The following is a 16,287-nucleotide window of genomic DNA, read 5'->3' as shown; positions in this document are numbered from 1 at the left end:
TTTCGTTGCGTAGTTTCGTCACGGCTGCGTTGCGTCTCGTGATCCGTGTCCGGTGTCCACCTCCCACGGGTCGACGGGAACCATGCCGGTCCGGAAGCCGTGCTGGTCGAGCAGGTGCCCGCTGAGCTTCATCGGCCACAGCGCGATCGACCGGTCGCCCACCACGAGCTGCGGCGCGGTGCGCACGAGCTCGGCCTCGAACCGCTGGGCGTCCTCCACCGAACGGCTCCACGCCGCCACCATCAGGTTGTGGCGGCCGGTCACCCCCGCGCACGACCGGACCTCGCGCATACTGCTGATCCGCTGGGCCGCCGCGGTGATCCCGTCCGGCGGCAGCTGCGCCCACACGATCACCGCGACCGGCCACTCCGACAGCGGCCGGGAGACCTCGCAGCGGGCCTGCACGACACGGGAGGCGAACATGCGGCGGACCCTGCGGCGCACGGTGTCCGGTGAACTGCCACAGGTCCGGGCCAGCTCCGTGTAGGACGCGCGTCCGTCGACGGAGAGCGCCACCATCAACCGCCGGTCCAGGGCGTCCGGTTCGCCTGCCGGCTCGAGTGCGGGGACGTCCTGCGCGATCCGGTCCACCTGCTTGGGGTCCAGAGCGCGCAGCCGCCACCGGCTGCCCTCGGTGAACACCGCCCCTGCCACGTGGGTGCGGCTGGAACGGATGCCCTCCATCGTGTCCAGGTATCCCACGACCCATCGGGACAGCGTCCCCACGTCCTCCATCATCACCGTCAGCAGCAGGTCCCGGTCACCGGTGACGTGTTCGACCGTGACCACGTAGGGGAGCGAGGTGAAGGCCCGGGCGACGTCGAGCAGGGCCCCGCTCACGCAGTCCACCTCGACGAACGCCAGACAGCCCTTCCCCTGCCCGCTCAACCCCGTACCGGGTGCCACGCTCACCCAGGCCGAACCCGACTCCGACATCCGCTGCCAGCGCCGGGCGGCGGTCACCGCGTCGATGCCGAGCACGTCACCGACCAGCGACCAATCGGCCCGGGGCGAGATCTGCAGGGCGTGGACGAGCTGCTGGTCCACGTCGTCAAGCATGCGGTTTGTCTGCACCTGGTGCTCCAGTTTTGCGAATTTCCTGCTTTTTTCGTCCACTTCCTGGTTCTCCACCCCATTCTGTCCTGCGAAGCACACGAGAGAAGGGCAGGTCAGGATGCTGATGGTCGATCGGGCGGAGAAGTTCCGCGAGGAGATGGTGGAGCTGCGCCGGGCCCTGCACCGCGAACCCGAACTCGGACTGGACCTGCCCCTCACCCAGGACCGGATCCTCGCGGCCCTCGACGGCCTGCCGCTGGAACTCACGGTCGGACGGGGACTCACCTCGGTGACCGCCGTCCTCCGGGGCGGCAGGCCCGGCGGCGCGGTCCTGCTCCGAGGCGACATGGACGCCCTTCCGCTCCAGGAGACCGCCGAGGTCGACTACGCCTCCACCATCGACGGCCGCATGCACGCCTGCGGGCACGACATGCACGTCGCCGGCCTGGTCGGCGCCGCCAGGATCCTCTGCGAGATGCGCGAGGAACTGCACGGCGACGTCGTGTTCATGTTCCAGCCCGGCGAGGAGGGGTTCAGCGGCGCCCCCAGGATGATCGAGGAGGGCGTCCTGGACGCGGCGGGCAAGCCCCTGGACGCCGCCTACGCCATCCACGTCGCCTCGAACCTGGTCCCGCACGGTGTGCTCGCCACCAAGTCGGGCGTGGTCATGAGCGCCTCGGACGCCATGGGGGTGACCGTGCACGGGGTCGGCGGGCACGGCTCGTCCCCGCACCACGGCAAGGACCCGGTCCCCGCCACCTGCGAGATGGTCACCGCCCTCCAGAACCACGTCACCCGCACCTACGACGTCTTCGATCCCGTCGTCGTCACCGTCGGCAGGCTCAGCGCGGGTTCGCAGAACAACATCCTCGCTGCCAGCGCCGAGTTCGACGCGACGGTCCGCAGCTTCTCCGAGACCAACCACGCGGTGCTCCAGGAACGCCTCCCCGCCCTGGTCAAGGGCATCGCGCAGGCGCACGGGCTGACCGCGGAGGTCGACTACGACGTCCAGTACCCGCCCACCGTCAACGACGACACCGAAGCCGTCTTCGCCATGGAGACCGTGCACGACCTGTTCGGTGCGCAGAGCGGGTTCGTCTCGCCGGTGCCCGCCTCCGGCTCCGAGGACTTCTCGTTCGTGCTGCGCGAGGTGCCGGGGGCGATGCTCATGCTCGGCGCCGCCCCGGAGTGGGTCGATCCGGTCACGGCACCGGCCAACCACTCACCGGACGCCCACTACGACGACGCCGTCCTGCCCCGGCAGGCCGCCCTCCTGGCCGAACTCGCGGTACGCCGCCTGGCCCGCACCGTCTGAACCCCCGATCCCCCACGCACAGAAGGGCGCGAGCATTGAGTGAGCGCAGTCCCGGGACCGCCGAGCACACGGCGACGGGAGTGGTCGCCGTGGTCGGCCTGCTGGTCTTCTTCGAACTGACCAGCGGGCTGCTCCAGGGCGCCACCAACCCCCTGCTCCCCGCCATCCAGTCGGAACTGGGCGTCCCCAGTTCCCAACTCCACTGGGTGCACGCCGTCCAGTACCTGGCGGCGGCCGTGAGCGTCCCGATCTTCGGGCGGTTGGGCGACCTGTACGGGTACCGGCGGATGCTGCGGGTGGCACTGCTGTCCATCACCGTCGGCAGCGTGGTCGTGGCCCTCGCGCCCGACCTGACGGTGCTGCTGGTCGGCCGGGCCCTGCTCGGCCCGCTCGCCGCACTCCTCCCCCTGGAGATCGGCCTGGTACGGGACCGCCTCTCACCCGAACAGAGCCGCCGGGCCATCGGCATGCTGGTGGGTTCGCTCACCCTCGGATCCCTCCTGGGAGCCCTGGTCGCGGGGATGGTGCAGGGTCTGGTCGGCGACGTCCGGGCGACCCTGGCCCTCCTCGCGGCGCTCGCTGTCGCCTGCCTGGCCCTGTCGTACTTCCGGATCCCCGAGTCCCGGAACAGGGCCGAGGGCGGTATGGACTGGCGCGGCGGGGTCCTCCTCGGCCTCGCCCTGGTAGCGCTGCTGGGCTCGATCTCCCAGGGCAACACCTGGGGCTGGACCTCGCCGCTGTTCCTCGGCGGGCTCGTGGCGGCGGCGGTGCTGTTCGCGGTGTGGGTGCTGCTGGAGCTGCGCACGGAACACCCCCTCGTGGACGTGGCGGGCGTGGTCTCCGCCGCCGTCGCACCCCACTACTTCGCCGGGGCGGTCCTGGGCGTGGTGCTGCTCGGCGGCCAGAGCGGCATCGTGCTCTACCTGTCGGCCTCGCCGGAGGAGGTCGGGTACGGGTTCGGCCTCGGGGTGATGGCCCTCGCCCTGGCGGTGATCCTGCCGTCGGCGACGGCCTTCGCCGGGGCCAGCACCATCGCGGCCGTCGCGGGCCGGATCGGCTACCGGCGCACGGTCTTCGTCGCGTTCTCGCTGATCGCCGGAGGACTCACCGGAATGGCTTTCGCGTGGCAGCTGCTCCCGCTGTTCCTGGGCCTGTTCACGCTGGTCGGCCTGGGCTGCGGGATGGCGCTGGGCGCGCTGCCGACCCTGGTGGTCGAGGCCAGCGCGGCGGACCGGGCGGGGAGCGCCTCCGCGGTGTTCAACAACCTCAAGACGCTCGGCGGGAGCGTCGGCGGTGCGGTCTCCGCCGGTGTCCTCGGCTACTTCCTGACGGCCGGGACCGCCGAACCCGCCCTCCTGGCCTACCAGGGGGTCTGGTGGGGTGTCGCGGTGCTCTCCCTGGCCACGGCCTTCGTGGCCGGAAGGGCTCGGAAGGCTTCGGTCTGATCGGTCCCCCGGGGCCCTCCTCAGCTCGCGGGGTCCTCGACCGGGACCTTCCACACGAGCACGGTGCCGCCGCCGGAGCCCCTGACGGCGCTGAACACGCCGCCCAGGGCCCTGGCGCGCTGGTCCAGGTTGCGCAGGCCGCTCCGGCGTCCCTCCTCGGGAAGCCCCACCCCGTTGTCGGTGACGGTGAGCGCCAGGGTGGTGGGCCGCCCGGTCGCGGACCTCTCCTCCACCGTCACCGAGACGTGCACCTCCGTGGCCCGGGCGTGCCGGGCGACGTTGGTCAGGCCCTCGCCCAGGACCGCCAGCAGCTGTTCGCCCACCTCGTCCGGGACCGACGCGTCGATCGGTCCGTCCAGGCTCACCCCCGGGTGGCACCCCAGGCTGTGCGCGGTGCTCTCCGCCAGCCGCAGGATCCTTCCGCGCAGCGACGTGTCCCGTCTGCTCGGCGGGTTCTGCAGGTCGAAGATGGTCGACCGGATCTCCCGGATCGTGCCGTCCAGCTCGTCGATGGTGCTCTGGACCCGCTCCCCGGCCTCCGGGGAGCCGATCAGCCGGACCGTGCTCATCAGGGTCATCGCGGAGGCGAACAACCGCTGGATCACCACGTCGTGCAGGTCCTTGGCGATCCGGTCCCGCTCCTCCAGCACCACGATCCGCTCGCTGTCCCGCCGTGCCTCGGCCAGCTCCAGGGCCACCCCCGCCTGCACGGAGAAGGCGTGCAGCATGCGCCGGACGTTCTCGTCGAACGGGGCCCGCTCGGCGAGTTTGCCGAGCAGCAGGACCCCCCGGGTGTTCCCGGGCGTTCCCAGGGGCACCAGCAGACCGGGACCGTAACCCCGGTGGGTGAGCATCGGGCAGTTGGCCAGCTGCAGGTCGGGGAGGGCGGTGGCCTCGCCCGTCTCGTACACCAGCCCGCAGACGGAGTCGTGGATCTCCACCGGGGTCCCCAGGATCTCCTGGGCGATGGGACCGTCCGCGAACTCCGCGAACAGGTGCCCCCGCGCGTGCGGGTCCGGCAGCATCACCACCGCCGTGTCCGCACCGCCGATCTCCCTGGCCTGGGCCGCCATGAAGGCCAGCACCTCGTCGGTGTCGGCCCCTGACAGCAGCCGGGTGGTGATCTCGGTGGAGGCGCCCAGCCACCGCTCGCGCAGCCGGGTCTCCTCGTACAGGCGGGCGTTCTCGATCGCCACGCCCGCGGCGGTGGCCAACGCGGTGACGATGGTTTCGTCCTCCTCGTCGAACTCCCCGCCGTTCTCCTTCTCCGTCAGGTAGAGGTTGCCGAATATCTCGCCGCGCACCTGGATCGGCACGCCCAGGAAACTCGACATCGCGGGATGCCCCTCGGGGAACCCGCCGAAGTCCGGGTGCTCGCGCAGGTCGGACAGGCGCAGCGCGGTCCGTTCGTACAGGGGCGCGCCCAACACCCCCTTGCCGTGCGGGAAACGGCCGATCCGCTCGGCCTGCGCCCGGGAGAGCCCGACCGGGATGAACTCGGTGAAGCTCCCGTCCTCACCGATCACACCCAGACCGGCGAACCTGGCCTCCGCCAGGTGCGCGGCGGCCTCCGTGAGCCGGCGCAGTACGGTCGCCAGATCCAGATCACCACCGATGGCCAGGACCGCCTGGAGCAGGGAGTGCACCCTCCCCTGGGCGGAAAGCCCCGGGTTCGTCTGGGAGTGCACCTCGGAGAGGAGCTCCTCCAGGGGCCTGGGGGACAACCGGTGGCTCTGGGGGATCTCGGTCATGTGTGGGTCAACCTCCGCAGAGCCGTTGAGGGGTTGAGGGCTAATAGTTGAATTGTCGTTGGTTTTTTCCCGGTTTGCCACATCTGGCTGCTAGGAAGCCTGTCCGAGAGCCCGGAAATTCCCCGGGAATCGGGGGCGGCGGCTCGGTAATTCATGCTAACGTCACGGTCAGTCGGCGCACGAAGGCCTCTCTGACCTCGCGTCCAGCGCATGTAACCCCTGTTTTCCGGTGCTATTCGCACGCACCCCTGATGTTGTCGCTCCTCGGCACTTCGCCGGGGCGGACTCGCTCCCACAGCGGAAGGAAACCTCCCGGTGTCTGGATACCACGGTACGGTCGGCGCCACCGGCGCCCGCCCCGCCGTGTGGCCGGAAGCACTCCGCCGGGCCCTGCTGCTCGCCGGTCTGGTTGCCGGGATCCTGTTCACCGTGTGGTTCGCAGCCGCGATCCCTGCGCACGCCGAAGAAGTACCCGTCACCGGGAACGCCCTACCCGGCGAGACCGTCGTTGAAAGCGCCGAGACCCTCGGCGGTTCGATCAGCGGAGCGGTCACCGCGGTGGGGGACCGGGCAGCGAGGCAGGCCGACAGGGCGCTGGACGGAGCAGCCGAGACCGCCCGGGCGGTCGAGACCGAAGCGGCCGAACCCGTCCAGCAGGTCCGTGAAACGGTCCGGGAGACCTCCCTGCCGCGTCCCGAGCACCTGCCCGAGGCCGTCATCCCCGACCCCGAGCAGGTCACCGCACCCGCTCCGGTCGGCGACGGCGAGGACGCCCCCGCCGAGCCCCGCCGGGAGCAGCGGTCCGCCGCGCAGGCCGAGAAGCCGGCGGCGGGCGAGCGGCTCGAGGACGGAGCCCCCGTCACTGCGCGTCCGCAGACCGGCCCCTCCGCCGAGGAGACCGGTACCCGCGAACACGGCGGGACCGTTGACTCCGGACCCCGCGGGGCCGAGGCGGTCACCACCGTGGCCAACGGCACCTCTGCGGTCGGCGGCGGCACCGCCCCCGCCCCCGCGGTCGCCGGCTATCTGCAGACCGCCGGATCCCCGGCTCCCGCCCCCGGCCTGTTCGAGGCCGCCCGGCACGTCCTGCGCTCGGCCCCCGCCGACTCCGCGGACGAGCCGACCTTCTCCCCGGACTAGCGCACCACCGGACACGCGTCCCGCACCGCAGGCCCCGAGCCCCGTGCGCCGCACGCGTCCGCCTCCCGCGCGCCCCTTCGAGCGGCGCCCTCCCAGCGACACCCGTACCCAGTGACACCTGGGGGTTGACGTGAGCCCCGCACCTCGTTCGCGAGGTTCACGTCAGCCGGTGGTCCGCCAGACCGACCGACTGGATCCGGCCCGAACCCGACCCGCTCCCGCCAGGGGCGGCGGGGTTCACCGGCCGGAGAGCTCACCCGTACGACCATCAGGCCCGGAACCCCTGGCCAGGGAACCGGACCACCGGGGCACGACACCCGCTCCGTCGCGCCCCCGAACCGAACACACACTCCGGAAGGACATTCCATGTTCCACACCGCCCGTACCTCCGCCCGGACCCTGCTGGTGGCCGCCGGCGCCGCCGGATTCGTCGCCCTCGGCGCCGGTGTCGCAGGGGCCGACGCGCTCGGCGGTGCCACGGAGGGCCTCCCCCTGGGCGACCTGGGCAGCCAGGTTCCGTCCACCCTGACCGATGGCGTCACCTCGCCCGTCGGCGACCTGGTCAAGGTCCAGCCCGGCGAGCTCTCCGCCCAGCCCGACCTGCAGCACCAGTCCGGCCAGGACGGCGGCCCCCTCGGCCACGTGGTCGGCGACACCGTCTCCAGCGACAGCGTCTCCGCGGACGCCCCGCTCCAGACCGGTGAGGACAACTCCACCGGCGTCGGCCCGCTGGAGCTGGACAGCGCCACCGAGACCCTGCCGCTCAGCAGCGGGTCGGTCGACCCGGTCTCCACCCTGCTGGGCGGGACGGGCCTGCTCGACGGCCTGGGCCTGAACGGTGGCGGCCAGACCCTGCCGTTGAGCCACCCCGAATCGCCGCTCCCCCTGGAGCAGAGCACGGACGTCGTCAACGACACCGCCACCGAGCTGGGCGACCGTGTCGGCAGCGGCCTCCACGAGGCCGACCCCGAGCTGGTGGGTCTGGACGACATCGACCTCGCCCAGGTCGGCGAGACCGTTCCGATGAGCGACCCGGTCGGGCTCGACGCGGGCGAGAACGCCGACCTGACCGGCGGGCTCACCACCCTGCTGCCCAGCGACGTCAACGACACCCTGCCGATGAGCGGGGCCGAGACGGGGCTGGAGGGCGGCCTGCTGCCGCAGACCCCCGGCGGCGACCTGGTCGACGTCCAGGGCCTGCCGGAGCTGGGCGCCCCCGAGGTCGGTACCGAGCAGCTGCCCCTGGCCGGGGAACTGCCCACCGACGGCCTGCCCACCGGTGACCTGCTGCCCCTCGCCGAGGAGCTGCCCACCGGTGACCTGCTGGGCGAGGACCTGCCGGAGCTGTCCTAGCTCCCAGAACGTGCGCTCGCCGGTCATGGCGGGCGCACACCGCCTCGGGCGGTGCGCGGGACCACCCCCGTCGACTGGGGCGCCAGGGGACTGTGGGGGTTCCCGGCGCGTACCGACGGGAGGGCGCAGACCCCGCCGCCCGAGGCATCCGCCCCCTCCCGGGACCGTGACGACACCCCCGGTCCCGGGAGCGCGGGCCCCGCGTCCCAGCGGACAGCACGGGGCCCCCGCCGCGCGAATGCGGTGGGGGCCCCGTGCCGTCGGTCGCGTCCGGCTACCAGTCGTTCTCGCCGGTGCCGAAACCGAGACCGTCCTGGCAGGGATCGGACGTGGCGTCCCGGCCCACGCCCGGTCGGGCGGGCGTGTCCGGCACGGTATCGCCCTCTCCGGCGGCAGCCTCCGCGTCCGCCGGGGTCGGCTCGGCCGTCGGCGGCTCCTGCGGGGCGGACGCGTCGTCGGCGGCGAGCAGTTCGGGCAGGCTGCGGTCCTCGCGCACCGCGGAGAACAGCTCGGCGGCCTCCGCCTCGTTCCACATGACCCGGTTGGGGTCGTAGGGCGCCTGGTACCAGGGCACGGTGTGGAACTCGATGTCGGCCAGGTCCACGTCGGCCATCGTGACCGCCACGGACAGCATCCGGTCCAGGGTCAGTTCCCGGTCGGTGGCGCTGTGCCGCACCACCGCCTGGAGGATGCCGTTGAGCTTGCTCGGGCTCGTGAGTACGTCACTGCTGGTCACCTGGTCCGCGAGCGCGGCGAGGAACATCTGCTGCCGGTCGATGCGCCCCATGTCGCCGCCGTCACCGATGTCGTACCGGGCACGGACGAAGGACAGCGCCTCGTTCCCGTCCAGGGTCTGCTCGCCGGCTTCGAGGTCCAGCTTGGCGCGGCGGTCCTGCATCGGTTCGGGGATGCACATGTCCACACCGCCGATGGCGTTCACCACGTCCCGGAAGCTCGCGAAGCTCAGGTGGACGAAGTGGTCGACCCGGATGTCCGTGAGGGTTTCGATGGTCCGCACGACGCAGGGAGGGCCGCCGTGGTACATCGCGGCGTTGATCATGCCGAAGTAACCGTAGGTCCCCTGGGCCTCGCCGTAGGCGTCGCACTCCGGGAGCTGGACGAGGGAGTCGCGCGGGAAGCTGATCACCGAGGCCCGGTTGTCCGGGGAGATGTGCGCCAGCATCAGGGAGTCGGACCGCTCGCCCTCGAACTCCGTGGAGTAGGCGGGGCTGTCCTCCTCGTACCCGTCCGAGCCGATGAAGAGGATGTTGACCGCGTCGTTGAGCTTGTCCGGACGCTCCTCCTCGTTGAGCAGCGCACCGATGTCGTGCTGCACCATGTCGGAGCGCAGGTAGTGGTAGTAACCGTAGGCGGTGGCCACGCCGGCGCACATGACCAGGGCCAGGGTCGCGGAGGTCCACAGGGCGATCCTGCGCAGACGGCCCCGTCTGCGCTTCTTCCCGGCGGCTCCGGCGCCGTCTCCCGCGGTGCCGTCCTCGACCGTGCCGGTCCCGGCGCCCGCCCCGGCCGGGCCCGTCCCGGCAGCGGCACCCGTTCCGACCGCGGTGTCCGCAGCGGGTTCGGCGGCGGGCTCCGCGTCCCCGTCGGGCTCCGCCCCGGTCCCGGTGTCCGCGGGGCTCTCGGTGCCCGCGGCGTCCGCGGTGGTCTCGACCGCCACCCCGGTGTCGATGACCACGGGCTCCGGGGAGTCCTCCCCGTCCGCGGTGGGTGCGTCCCGGTCGGGACCCTCGTCGGAGGACCGAGCCGCATCCTCTTCGGTGGTCTCGGCCTCGGAGCCCTCCCGCTCGTCGGCGGCCCGTCCGGTGCCGGGCTCGGCGGCCTCCTCCCCGGCGCTCTCGGTCCGGGGAGGGTGCTCGGGGGGCTGGTCTGGTGTGTGGTCCGCGCCGGGACCGGCGGGGTTCTCGTCAGCGGGCATAGTGACAATCTCGGTGAGTTCGGACGGCTGGGTGCGCCAACGGCCGGACACCGACCCTGGCGGGTCACGTGTCCGTGTCCGAGAGGGGCGGAGGTCGCGCGGGGGATGCGCGCGGGCAGACCGGAATCCTGGCCGAAAAGTCACCGAGGGGGGATGGCGAATCCGTGAGGAAAGCTGGAGCGGCAGCGGCCAGAGGGCGCTGAGAATACCGGAACCCGCGCGTGGCAGTGATCCTAGGTGAAGTTCCCGATGAGTGCGCGCTCGGGTTGTCCACGCGCGCGGTTCCTGACCACAATTGCGCCGCACAATTCCTTCGCCGAGGGCAGTCGTCTGAGGCCTTCCGGTCCGACTGTCTCATCCGCACCCGCGCGAATCACCTCTGACCCGCCGGTGAAACACGGTTTCCCTCCGGTGAAGCGGTGTTCGACGCAAAGATCATGCGTTGTCGTCCTCTGTCCGGATCAGTCGTCCCAGAAGGCGCTCTCCTTCTTGGGCTCCTCCTCGGTGGCGGTCGCGGTGGTGCGCCCGCCGCTCTTCCCGCTCGGTTTGGCGGCGGTCTTGGTGGTCTTGGCGGTCTTGCGCGCGGTGCCGCCGGTACTGCCGGTGCCGCCAGCGGCCTTGGCGGTGCCGGTGTGTCGCGGCCGGGGGGTGACCGGGCTCTTCTCGATCGGTGCGCTGGGCTTGGGCGCCTCGCCGGAGTGGATGCTCAGGGCCTCCTCCTCCACCTTCAGCATCCTGCGCATCACGTCGGGTACCTCGGGCAGGCGGTCCGCGCGCAGGTGGGCGCCGAGGACGTCCAGGGCGTGGTCGCACAGGACCCGCTTGGCGGCGGCGGAGCTGACGCCGCTCAACTGCTCGACCTCGGGCAGTTCGTGTTCGCGCAGCAGGCGGACGACGCGGCTGAGCCGCTCGCGGGCCTTGCGGTCGGTCATCGACATGACCGTGAGCTCCGCTTCACTCAGGAAGTCGGCGCCCTCGGCGGTGCCGTCGCGCTCCGCGATGAAGGCGCTGGTGAGGTTGCGCGCGGAGGTGCGGGTGGCGGTGCGCAGCTCGGAGCGGCGGATCTGCCGGGCGTGCAGAGCGGTCACGACCACGCTGGTGACGAGGCTGATGGCGGCGCCGAGCACGATGAGCGCGGCGTCGTTGGTGAGCATTTCCACGGGAGACCTTTCCGGGCGGGGGGCCGCACGGGTCATGGCCACGGGGTGACGGGGATGTGCGGGGGTACTGGTCAGTACTCGGGTGCGTGACTATTCGGCAGATCAGTACTCGTTGTCAAGGGTCACGACGGGGCGGGCGCTCGCAGGGGCGGCGCCTTCGCAGGTCAGTACGGACGGGGGCATTGTCGACACTTCGCCCTGTCTACCGCTTGCCCGCACCCGGGCCGGGTAAACGTCCCCGTCCACAGGCTGTGGACGGCTCCCGGTCCGACCGGCCCCCTCCTGCTGTTTCTCCCGGGTCGGACCCTCTTCCCCGGGCCCCGCCCGAAGACGTCTCCGGGCGGCCCTAACCGGCCAGGAACTTGTTCACGGCCTCGGGCGAGAGGATCTCCTCGCTGACCACGGCCGCGCAGCCGCGCACACCGGCGTCGTCCCACAGGGAGCTCGACACGATCCGCAACTGACGGGTGGCCAGGGCGGTGCACTGCTGGAAGACCGCCTCGCGCACCCCCGCCACCAGGTGGTCGTAGGCTTCGGACAGGTCGCCGCCGAGCACGATCAGCTCCGGGTTGAGCAGGTTGACCGCGCCCGCGAGCGCCTCGCCCAACCGCCGACCGGCCCCGCGCACGAGGGTGACCGCGACCGGGTCGCCCTCCGCGGCCAACGACACCAGCTCCTTGAGCCCCGACACCTGCCTGCCCTGCTCCGCCGCGCGGACCAGCAGGCGGCGTCCGCCCGCCACCGCCTCCAGGCAGTCGGTGTTGCCGCAGCGGCACGGCAGGCCGCCCCCGTCGCGCACGGGGATGTGGCCGAGCTCCCCGGCCGCGCCCAGGGCACCGCGCAGCAGGTTGCCGCCGGAGACCAGCCCGGCGCCGATCCCGGTGGAGACCTTCACGAACACCATGTCCTCGGTGTGGCCGTGACCGCCCGCGATGTGCTCTCCCAGTGCCATCACGTTCACGTCGTTGTCCACCGTCACCGGGACCGGGAAGCGCTCGGCGACCAGCGGAGCCAGGGCCACGCCCGCCCACTTGCCGAGGAAGGGGCGGTCCTCGGCCCGCCCGGTGTGGAACTCCACCGTGCCCGGCAGGCCGATGCCGGCGCCGCGGACGTCGTCGGGGGAGCGGCCCAGCTCGCGGAGCTGCTCGGACCAGGTGTCCAGCAGCCAGGGGACGGTGGCGTCGGGCCCCTGCTCCATCTCGGGGGAGCCCGGGGCGCGCACGAGTACCCGGCCGTCGAGGTCGCACACGGCGGCCTGGCTGCGGGCCATGCCGAGGGCCCCGGTGAGGATCAGCCCGTGCGAGGCGTTGAACTCCAGCAGCGTGGGCGGCCGTCCCCCGCTGGAGGCCGCCCGGGTCCCCTCGGTGACCAGCCCGCTCTCGATCAGCTCGGTGACCCGCAGGGCGACGGAGGGCCGGGACAGGCCGGTCGCGCGGGCGATCTCCGCCCGGCTGGCGGCGGCTCCGGTGCGGATCATCTCCAGGATGTGCCCGCTGGTGGCGGTGGAGGACAAGCGTCCGGGGGTTCTGGCCATGCCTCATTGAACCATTCACTCGGCTCGGCGCCTCGAAGGCCGTTCACTTATGTAAATTTATGTTCTGAAGTGTGCTTGGTTTTTTACCATAGTGCGATTAGGGTCGAAACCGGGCCGTAAGTCCCCCAGGCAACAGCCCGGAGCCCCGGGCCCCGTCCCCGGAGCCCCCTACGCTCACCTCCCCTCCCGCAGGAGCCAACCGAATGCCGCAGCAGCCCGACCCCCGTCCCACTGACCTGGTGGTCTTCGGCGGAACCGGTGACCTGTCCATGCGTAAGCTGCTCCCCTCCCTCTACCTCCTGGACCGCGACGGCCACCTGGTCGGGGACACCCGCGTCATCGCGGTCTCCCGGGACGGCCTCACCGACGCCGACCTGCGTGACAAGGCGTCCTCCGCCGTCCGCGGCCACAGCGCCGTCCAGGTCGTCGAACCCGAGGTCCTGCGCCGCTTCCGCGGACGCCTCTCCCACGTGACCGTGGACGTCGGCGGGGACCCCGCCGACTGGGAGGACCTCGCCGCCGCGCTCACCCCCGGACGCGACCGCGTCTTCTACCTCGCCGTGCCGCCGATGATCTCCGGCGCCATCTGCCGGGGCCTGCGCGACGCCGGCCTGGTCACCCCTGACTCCCGCGTGGTCATGGAGAAGCCCCTCGGTCGCGACCTCGCCTCCGCCCAGGCCGTCAACGACGAGGTCGGGGCGGTCTTCGACGAGGCCCACACCTACCGGATCGACCACTACCTGGGGAAGGAGACCGTGCAGAACCTGCTCGTGCTGCGGTTCGCCAACGTCTTCCTCGAACCCCTGTGGAGCTCCCGGTGGATCGACCACGTGCAGATCACCGCGGCCGAGACCGTGGGGGTGGGCGGCCGGCGCGGTTACTACGACTCCTCCGGCGCCATGCGCGACATGGTGCAGAACCACCTGCTCCAACTGCTCTGCCTCACCGCCATGGAGCCCCCGGCCAGCTACGACCGCGACGCCGTCCGGGACGAGAAGCTCAAGGTCCTCCAGTCCCTGAGACCCATCTCCGGGTCAGCGGTCGCCGAGCACACCGTCCGCGGCCAGTACACCCGCGGCACCGTCCACGGTGAGGAGGCGCTCGGCTACCTGGACGAGGCGGGCGGCCCTCCTGCCAGCGACACCGAGACCTTCGTGGCCCTGCGCGCCGAGGTCGCCAACTGGCGGTGGGCGGGCGTCCCCTTCTACCTGCGCACCGGAAAGCGCATGTCGCACGCCCGCTCCGAGATCGTCATCCGCTTCCGCGACGTCCCGCACACGATCTTCCCCGGCGCGGCCACCGCCCCCGGAGCGGGCAGCCTCGTCATCCGCCTCCAGCCGGACGAGGGCATACACCTCACCATGCTGACCAAGACGCCCGGCGCCGGCGCGCTGCGGCTGCGGCCGGTCCCGCTGGAGCTCAGCTTCGCCGACACCTTCTCCACCCGCTCGCCCGAGGCCTACGAGCGGCTCCTGATGGACGTGTTGGCCGGGGACTCCACCCTCTTCATGCGCCGCGACGAGGTCGAGGCCGCGTGGCGGTGGGTGGACCCCATCATCGAGGCCTGGAACGGCCTCGGCACCGCACCCGAAACCTACCCCGCCGGTAGCTCCGGCCCCGCAGGAGCACAGCGGCTCATCAGCCGGACCGGCCGCATGTGGCACGAAGAGGAGCAGACATGACCGCGCACACCCCCAGCACCAGCGCCCCGGGAGCAGGGGCGAGGACCCACCCGGTCGTCGCCGAGGTCACCCGGCGCCTGGCCGAGCGCAGCGCCCGGACCCGTTCCGCCTACCTCGACCGCATCCGCGAGGCCGTCGCCCAGGGCCCGGCCCGCACCTCCCTGGGCTGCGCCAACCTCGCACACGGGTTCGCCGCCTGCGGGGTCGGCGACAAGCTCTCCCTGGCCGGTGACGTCACCCCCAACCTGGCTATCGTCTCCGCCTACAACGACATGCTCTCCGCCCACCAGCCGCTGGAGACCTACCCGGCCCTGATCAAGAAGGCGGTCTCCGAGGCGGGCGGCGTCGCCCAGTTCGCCGGCGGGGTGCCCGCCATGTGCGACGGCATCACCCAGGGCCGCGCGGGCATGGAGCTGTCCCTGTTCAGCCGGGACGTCATCGCGATGGCCTCCGCCGTGGCCCTGTCCCACGACATGTTCGACGGCGCGCTCATGCTCGGCGTGTGCGACAAGATCGTGCCGGGCCTGCTCATCGGCGCCCTGTCCTTCGGCCACCTCCCGGTGGCGTTCGTGCCGGCCGGGCCGATGCACTCCGGCCTGCCCAACAAGGAGAAGGCGCGGGTCCGCCAGCAGTTCGCCGAGGGCAAGGTGGACCGCAAGGAGCTCCTCCAGGCCGAGTCCGCCTCCTACCACTCACCCGGTACCTGCACGTTCTACGGCACCGCCAACTCCAACCAGATGCTCATGGAGGTCATGGGCCTGCACCTGCCCGGGGCCAGCTTCGAGCAGCCCGGCACGCCGCTGCGGGAGGCCCTGACCGCGGAGGCCGGGCGCCGCGTGCTCGGGCTGACCGCCCTGACCGACCGGCACAACCCGGTCGGCGAGCAGATCGACGAGAAGGCGATCGTCAACGCGGTCGTCGCCCTGCTGGCCACCGGCGGCTCCAGCAACCACACCCTCCACCTGGTCGCCATCGCCCACGCGGCGGGGATCCAGCTGACCTGGGACGACTTCGCCGACCTGTCGGAGGCCGTGCCGCTGCTCACCCGCATGTACCCCAACGGCGCCGCCGACGTGAACCGGTTCCACGAGGTCGGCGGCATGGCCTTCCTCATCGGTACCCTGCTCGACGCGGGGCTGCTGCACGAGGACGTCCGGACGGTCGCCGGGCCGGGGCTGAACCGCTACCGGCAGGTGCCCCAGCTCGCCGAGGACGGGACGCTGACCTGGGTGGACGGTCCCGTGGAGAGCTCGGACAAGACGGTGCTGCGCGGGGTCGAGGACCCCTTCGCCCCCGACGGCGGGCTGCGTATGCTCGCGGGCAACCTCGGCCGCGCCGTGATCAAGGTGTCCGCGGTGGCCCCCGAGCGGCACGTCGTCGAGGCCCCCGCCAGGGTGTTCGCCGACCAGGCCGAGCTCCAGGCGGCCTTCACCGCCGACGAGCTCGACGGCGACTTCGTGGCGGTGGTGCGCTTCCAGGGCCCGCGCGCCAACGGCATGCCCGAACTGCACAAGCTCACCCCGCCGCTGGCCGTCCTCCAGGACCGGGGCCAGAAGGTCGCGCTGGTCACCGACGGCCGCATGTCCGGTGCTTCCGGCAAGGTGCCCGCGGCCATCCACGTCTCCCCCGAGGCGGAGGCGGGCGGACCGCTCGCCCGGGTCCGGGACGGCGACATCATCAGGCTGGACGCGGTCAAGGGGACACTGGAGGTCCTGGCCGACCTGGAGGGCCGCGAGGACGCCCGGCCCACGGTGGACTCCTCCACCGGTACCGGCCGCGAACTGTTCGCCGCCCTGCGCGGAGCGGTCGGACCGGCCGAGACCGGGGCAGGGGTCTTCGGCCACTGAGCCCCTCCGTCCGTGACTCCGACCGCGAGGCGTCCGTACGCCCCGCCCCTTCGACCCGAGACCCCTTG

Annotated in this window: 11 protein-coding genes; 6 read left to right on the top strand and 5 right to left on the bottom strand. The window is 72.1% G+C overall.

What is annotated here, in order from left to right:
* Positions 1–18: 18 nt before the first annotated feature.
* Complete coding sequence (locus tag AC0VYD_RS25575) at positions 19–1,059, bottom strand: Lrp/AsnC family transcriptional regulator (protein ID WP_475477858.1); 1,041 nt, start codon at positions 1,057–1,059, stop codon at positions 19–21.
* A gap of 115 nt (positions 1,060–1,174) precedes the next feature.
* Here AC0VYD_RS25575 and AC0VYD_RS25570 point away from each other — a divergent pair, with 115 nt between their 5' ends.
* Positions 1,175–2,371: a M20 metallopeptidase family protein gene (locus tag AC0VYD_RS25570; protein WP_475477857.1), complete on the top strand. Its 1,197-nt coding sequence runs from the start codon at positions 1,175–1,177 to the stop codon at positions 2,369–2,371.
* A 35-nt stretch (positions 2,372–2,406) separates the two neighbouring features.
* Positions 2,407–3,816, top strand: coding sequence for an MFS transporter (locus tag AC0VYD_RS25565; RefSeq protein WP_475477856.1), 1,410 nt, complete (start codon positions 2,407–2,409; stop codon positions 3,814–3,816).
* A gap of 20 nt (positions 3,817–3,836) precedes the next feature.
* Here AC0VYD_RS25565 and AC0VYD_RS25560 read toward each other — a convergent pair whose 3' ends face one another.
* A complete protein-coding gene (locus tag AC0VYD_RS25560) occupies positions 3,837–5,567 on the bottom strand; it encodes a GAF domain-containing sensor histidine kinase (RefSeq protein WP_475477855.1) in 1,731 nt (576 codons plus the stop codon).
* Between the two features lie 315 nt (positions 5,568–5,882).
* Here AC0VYD_RS25560 and AC0VYD_RS25555 point away from each other — a divergent pair, with 315 nt between their 5' ends.
* Both AC0VYD_RS25555 and AC0VYD_RS25550 read left to right on the top strand, forming a co-directional pair.
* Complete coding sequence (locus AC0VYD_RS25555; protein WP_475477854.1) at positions 5,883–6,707, top strand: prolipoprotein diacylglyceryl transferase; 825 nt, start codon at positions 5,883–5,885, stop codon at positions 6,705–6,707.
* A gap of 366 nt (positions 6,708–7,073) precedes the next feature.
* Complete coding sequence (locus AC0VYD_RS25550) at positions 7,074–8,060, top strand: hypothetical protein (protein WP_475477853.1); 987 nt, start codon at positions 7,074–7,076, stop codon at positions 8,058–8,060.
* Between the two features lie 274 nt (positions 8,061–8,334).
* On the opposite strand, the gene AC0VYD_RS25545 is transcribed toward AC0VYD_RS25550, so the two are convergent.
* The 3 genes from AC0VYD_RS25545 to AC0VYD_RS25535 form a co-directional block, all read right to left on the bottom strand.
* Positions 8,335–9,996 (bottom strand): LCP family protein, encoded by a 1,662-nt coding sequence (locus tag AC0VYD_RS25545; protein ID WP_475477852.1) that lies wholly within the window; start codon positions 9,994–9,996, stop codon positions 8,335–8,337.
* A gap of 461 nt (positions 9,997–10,457) precedes the next feature.
* A complete protein-coding gene (locus AC0VYD_RS25540; RefSeq protein WP_475477851.1) occupies positions 10,458–11,150 on the bottom strand; it encodes a hypothetical protein in 693 nt (230 codons plus the stop codon).
* A gap of 352 nt (positions 11,151–11,502) precedes the next feature.
* Complete coding sequence (locus AC0VYD_RS25535; protein WP_475477850.1) at positions 11,503–12,690, bottom strand: ROK family transcriptional regulator; 1,188 nt, start codon at positions 12,688–12,690, stop codon at positions 11,503–11,505.
* Positions 12,691–12,893: 203 nt separating this feature from the next.
* Here AC0VYD_RS25535 and zwf point away from each other — a divergent pair, with 203 nt between their 5' ends.
* A complete protein-coding gene (gene zwf, locus AC0VYD_RS25530) occupies positions 12,894–14,372 on the top strand; it encodes a glucose-6-phosphate dehydrogenase (RefSeq protein WP_475477849.1) in 1,479 nt (492 codons plus the stop codon).
* Positions 14,369–16,219 (top strand): phosphogluconate dehydratase, encoded by a 1,851-nt coding sequence (edd, locus tag AC0VYD_RS25525; RefSeq protein WP_475477848.1) that lies wholly within the window; start codon positions 14,369–14,371, stop codon positions 16,217–16,219. Before zwf ends, edd begins: the two co-directional genes overlap by 4 nt.
* The last annotated feature ends 68 nt before the right edge of the window (positions 16,220–16,287 follow it).

The sequence above is a fragment of the Nocardiopsis sp. iso_40 genome (assembly GCF_056173285.1).
This window is presented reverse-complemented; position numbering and strand designations above follow the sequence as displayed.

What these genes read in the sequence shown, in the direction of transcription:
- AC0VYD_RS25575 (WP_475477858.1), bottom strand. Translation starts at nt 1,059, where the DNA reads ATGCTTGACGACGTGGACCAGCAGCTCGTCCACGCCCTGCAGATCTCG.
- AC0VYD_RS25570 (WP_475477857.1), top strand. Translation starts at nt 1,175, where the DNA reads ATGCTGATGGTCGATCGGGCGGAGAAGTTCCGCGAGGAGATGGTGGAG.
- AC0VYD_RS25560 (WP_475477855.1), bottom strand. Translation starts at nt 5,567, where the DNA reads ATGACCGAGATCCCCCAGAGCCACCGGTTGTCCCCCAGGCCCCTGGAG.
- AC0VYD_RS25550 (WP_475477853.1), top strand. Translation starts at nt 7,074, where the DNA reads ATGTTCCACACCGCCCGTACCTCCGCCCGGACCCTGCTGGTGGCCGCC.
- AC0VYD_RS25545 (WP_475477852.1), bottom strand. Translation starts at nt 9,996, where the DNA reads ATGCCCGCTGACGAGAACCCCGCCGGTCCCGGCGCGGACCACACACCA.
- AC0VYD_RS25540 (WP_475477851.1), bottom strand. Translation starts at nt 11,150, where the DNA reads ATGCTCACCAACGACGCCGCGCTCATCGTGCTCGGCGCCGCCATCAGC.
- AC0VYD_RS25535 (WP_475477850.1), bottom strand. Translation starts at nt 12,690, where the DNA reads ATGGCCAGAACCCCCGGACGCTTGTCCTCCACCGCCACCAGCGGGCAC.
- zwf (WP_475477849.1), top strand. Translation starts at nt 12,894, where the DNA reads ATGCCGCAGCAGCCCGACCCCCGTCCCACTGACCTGGTGGTCTTCGGC.
- edd (WP_475477848.1), top strand. Translation starts at nt 14,369, where the DNA reads ATGACCGCGCACACCCCCAGCACCAGCGCCCCGGGAGCAGGGGCGAGG.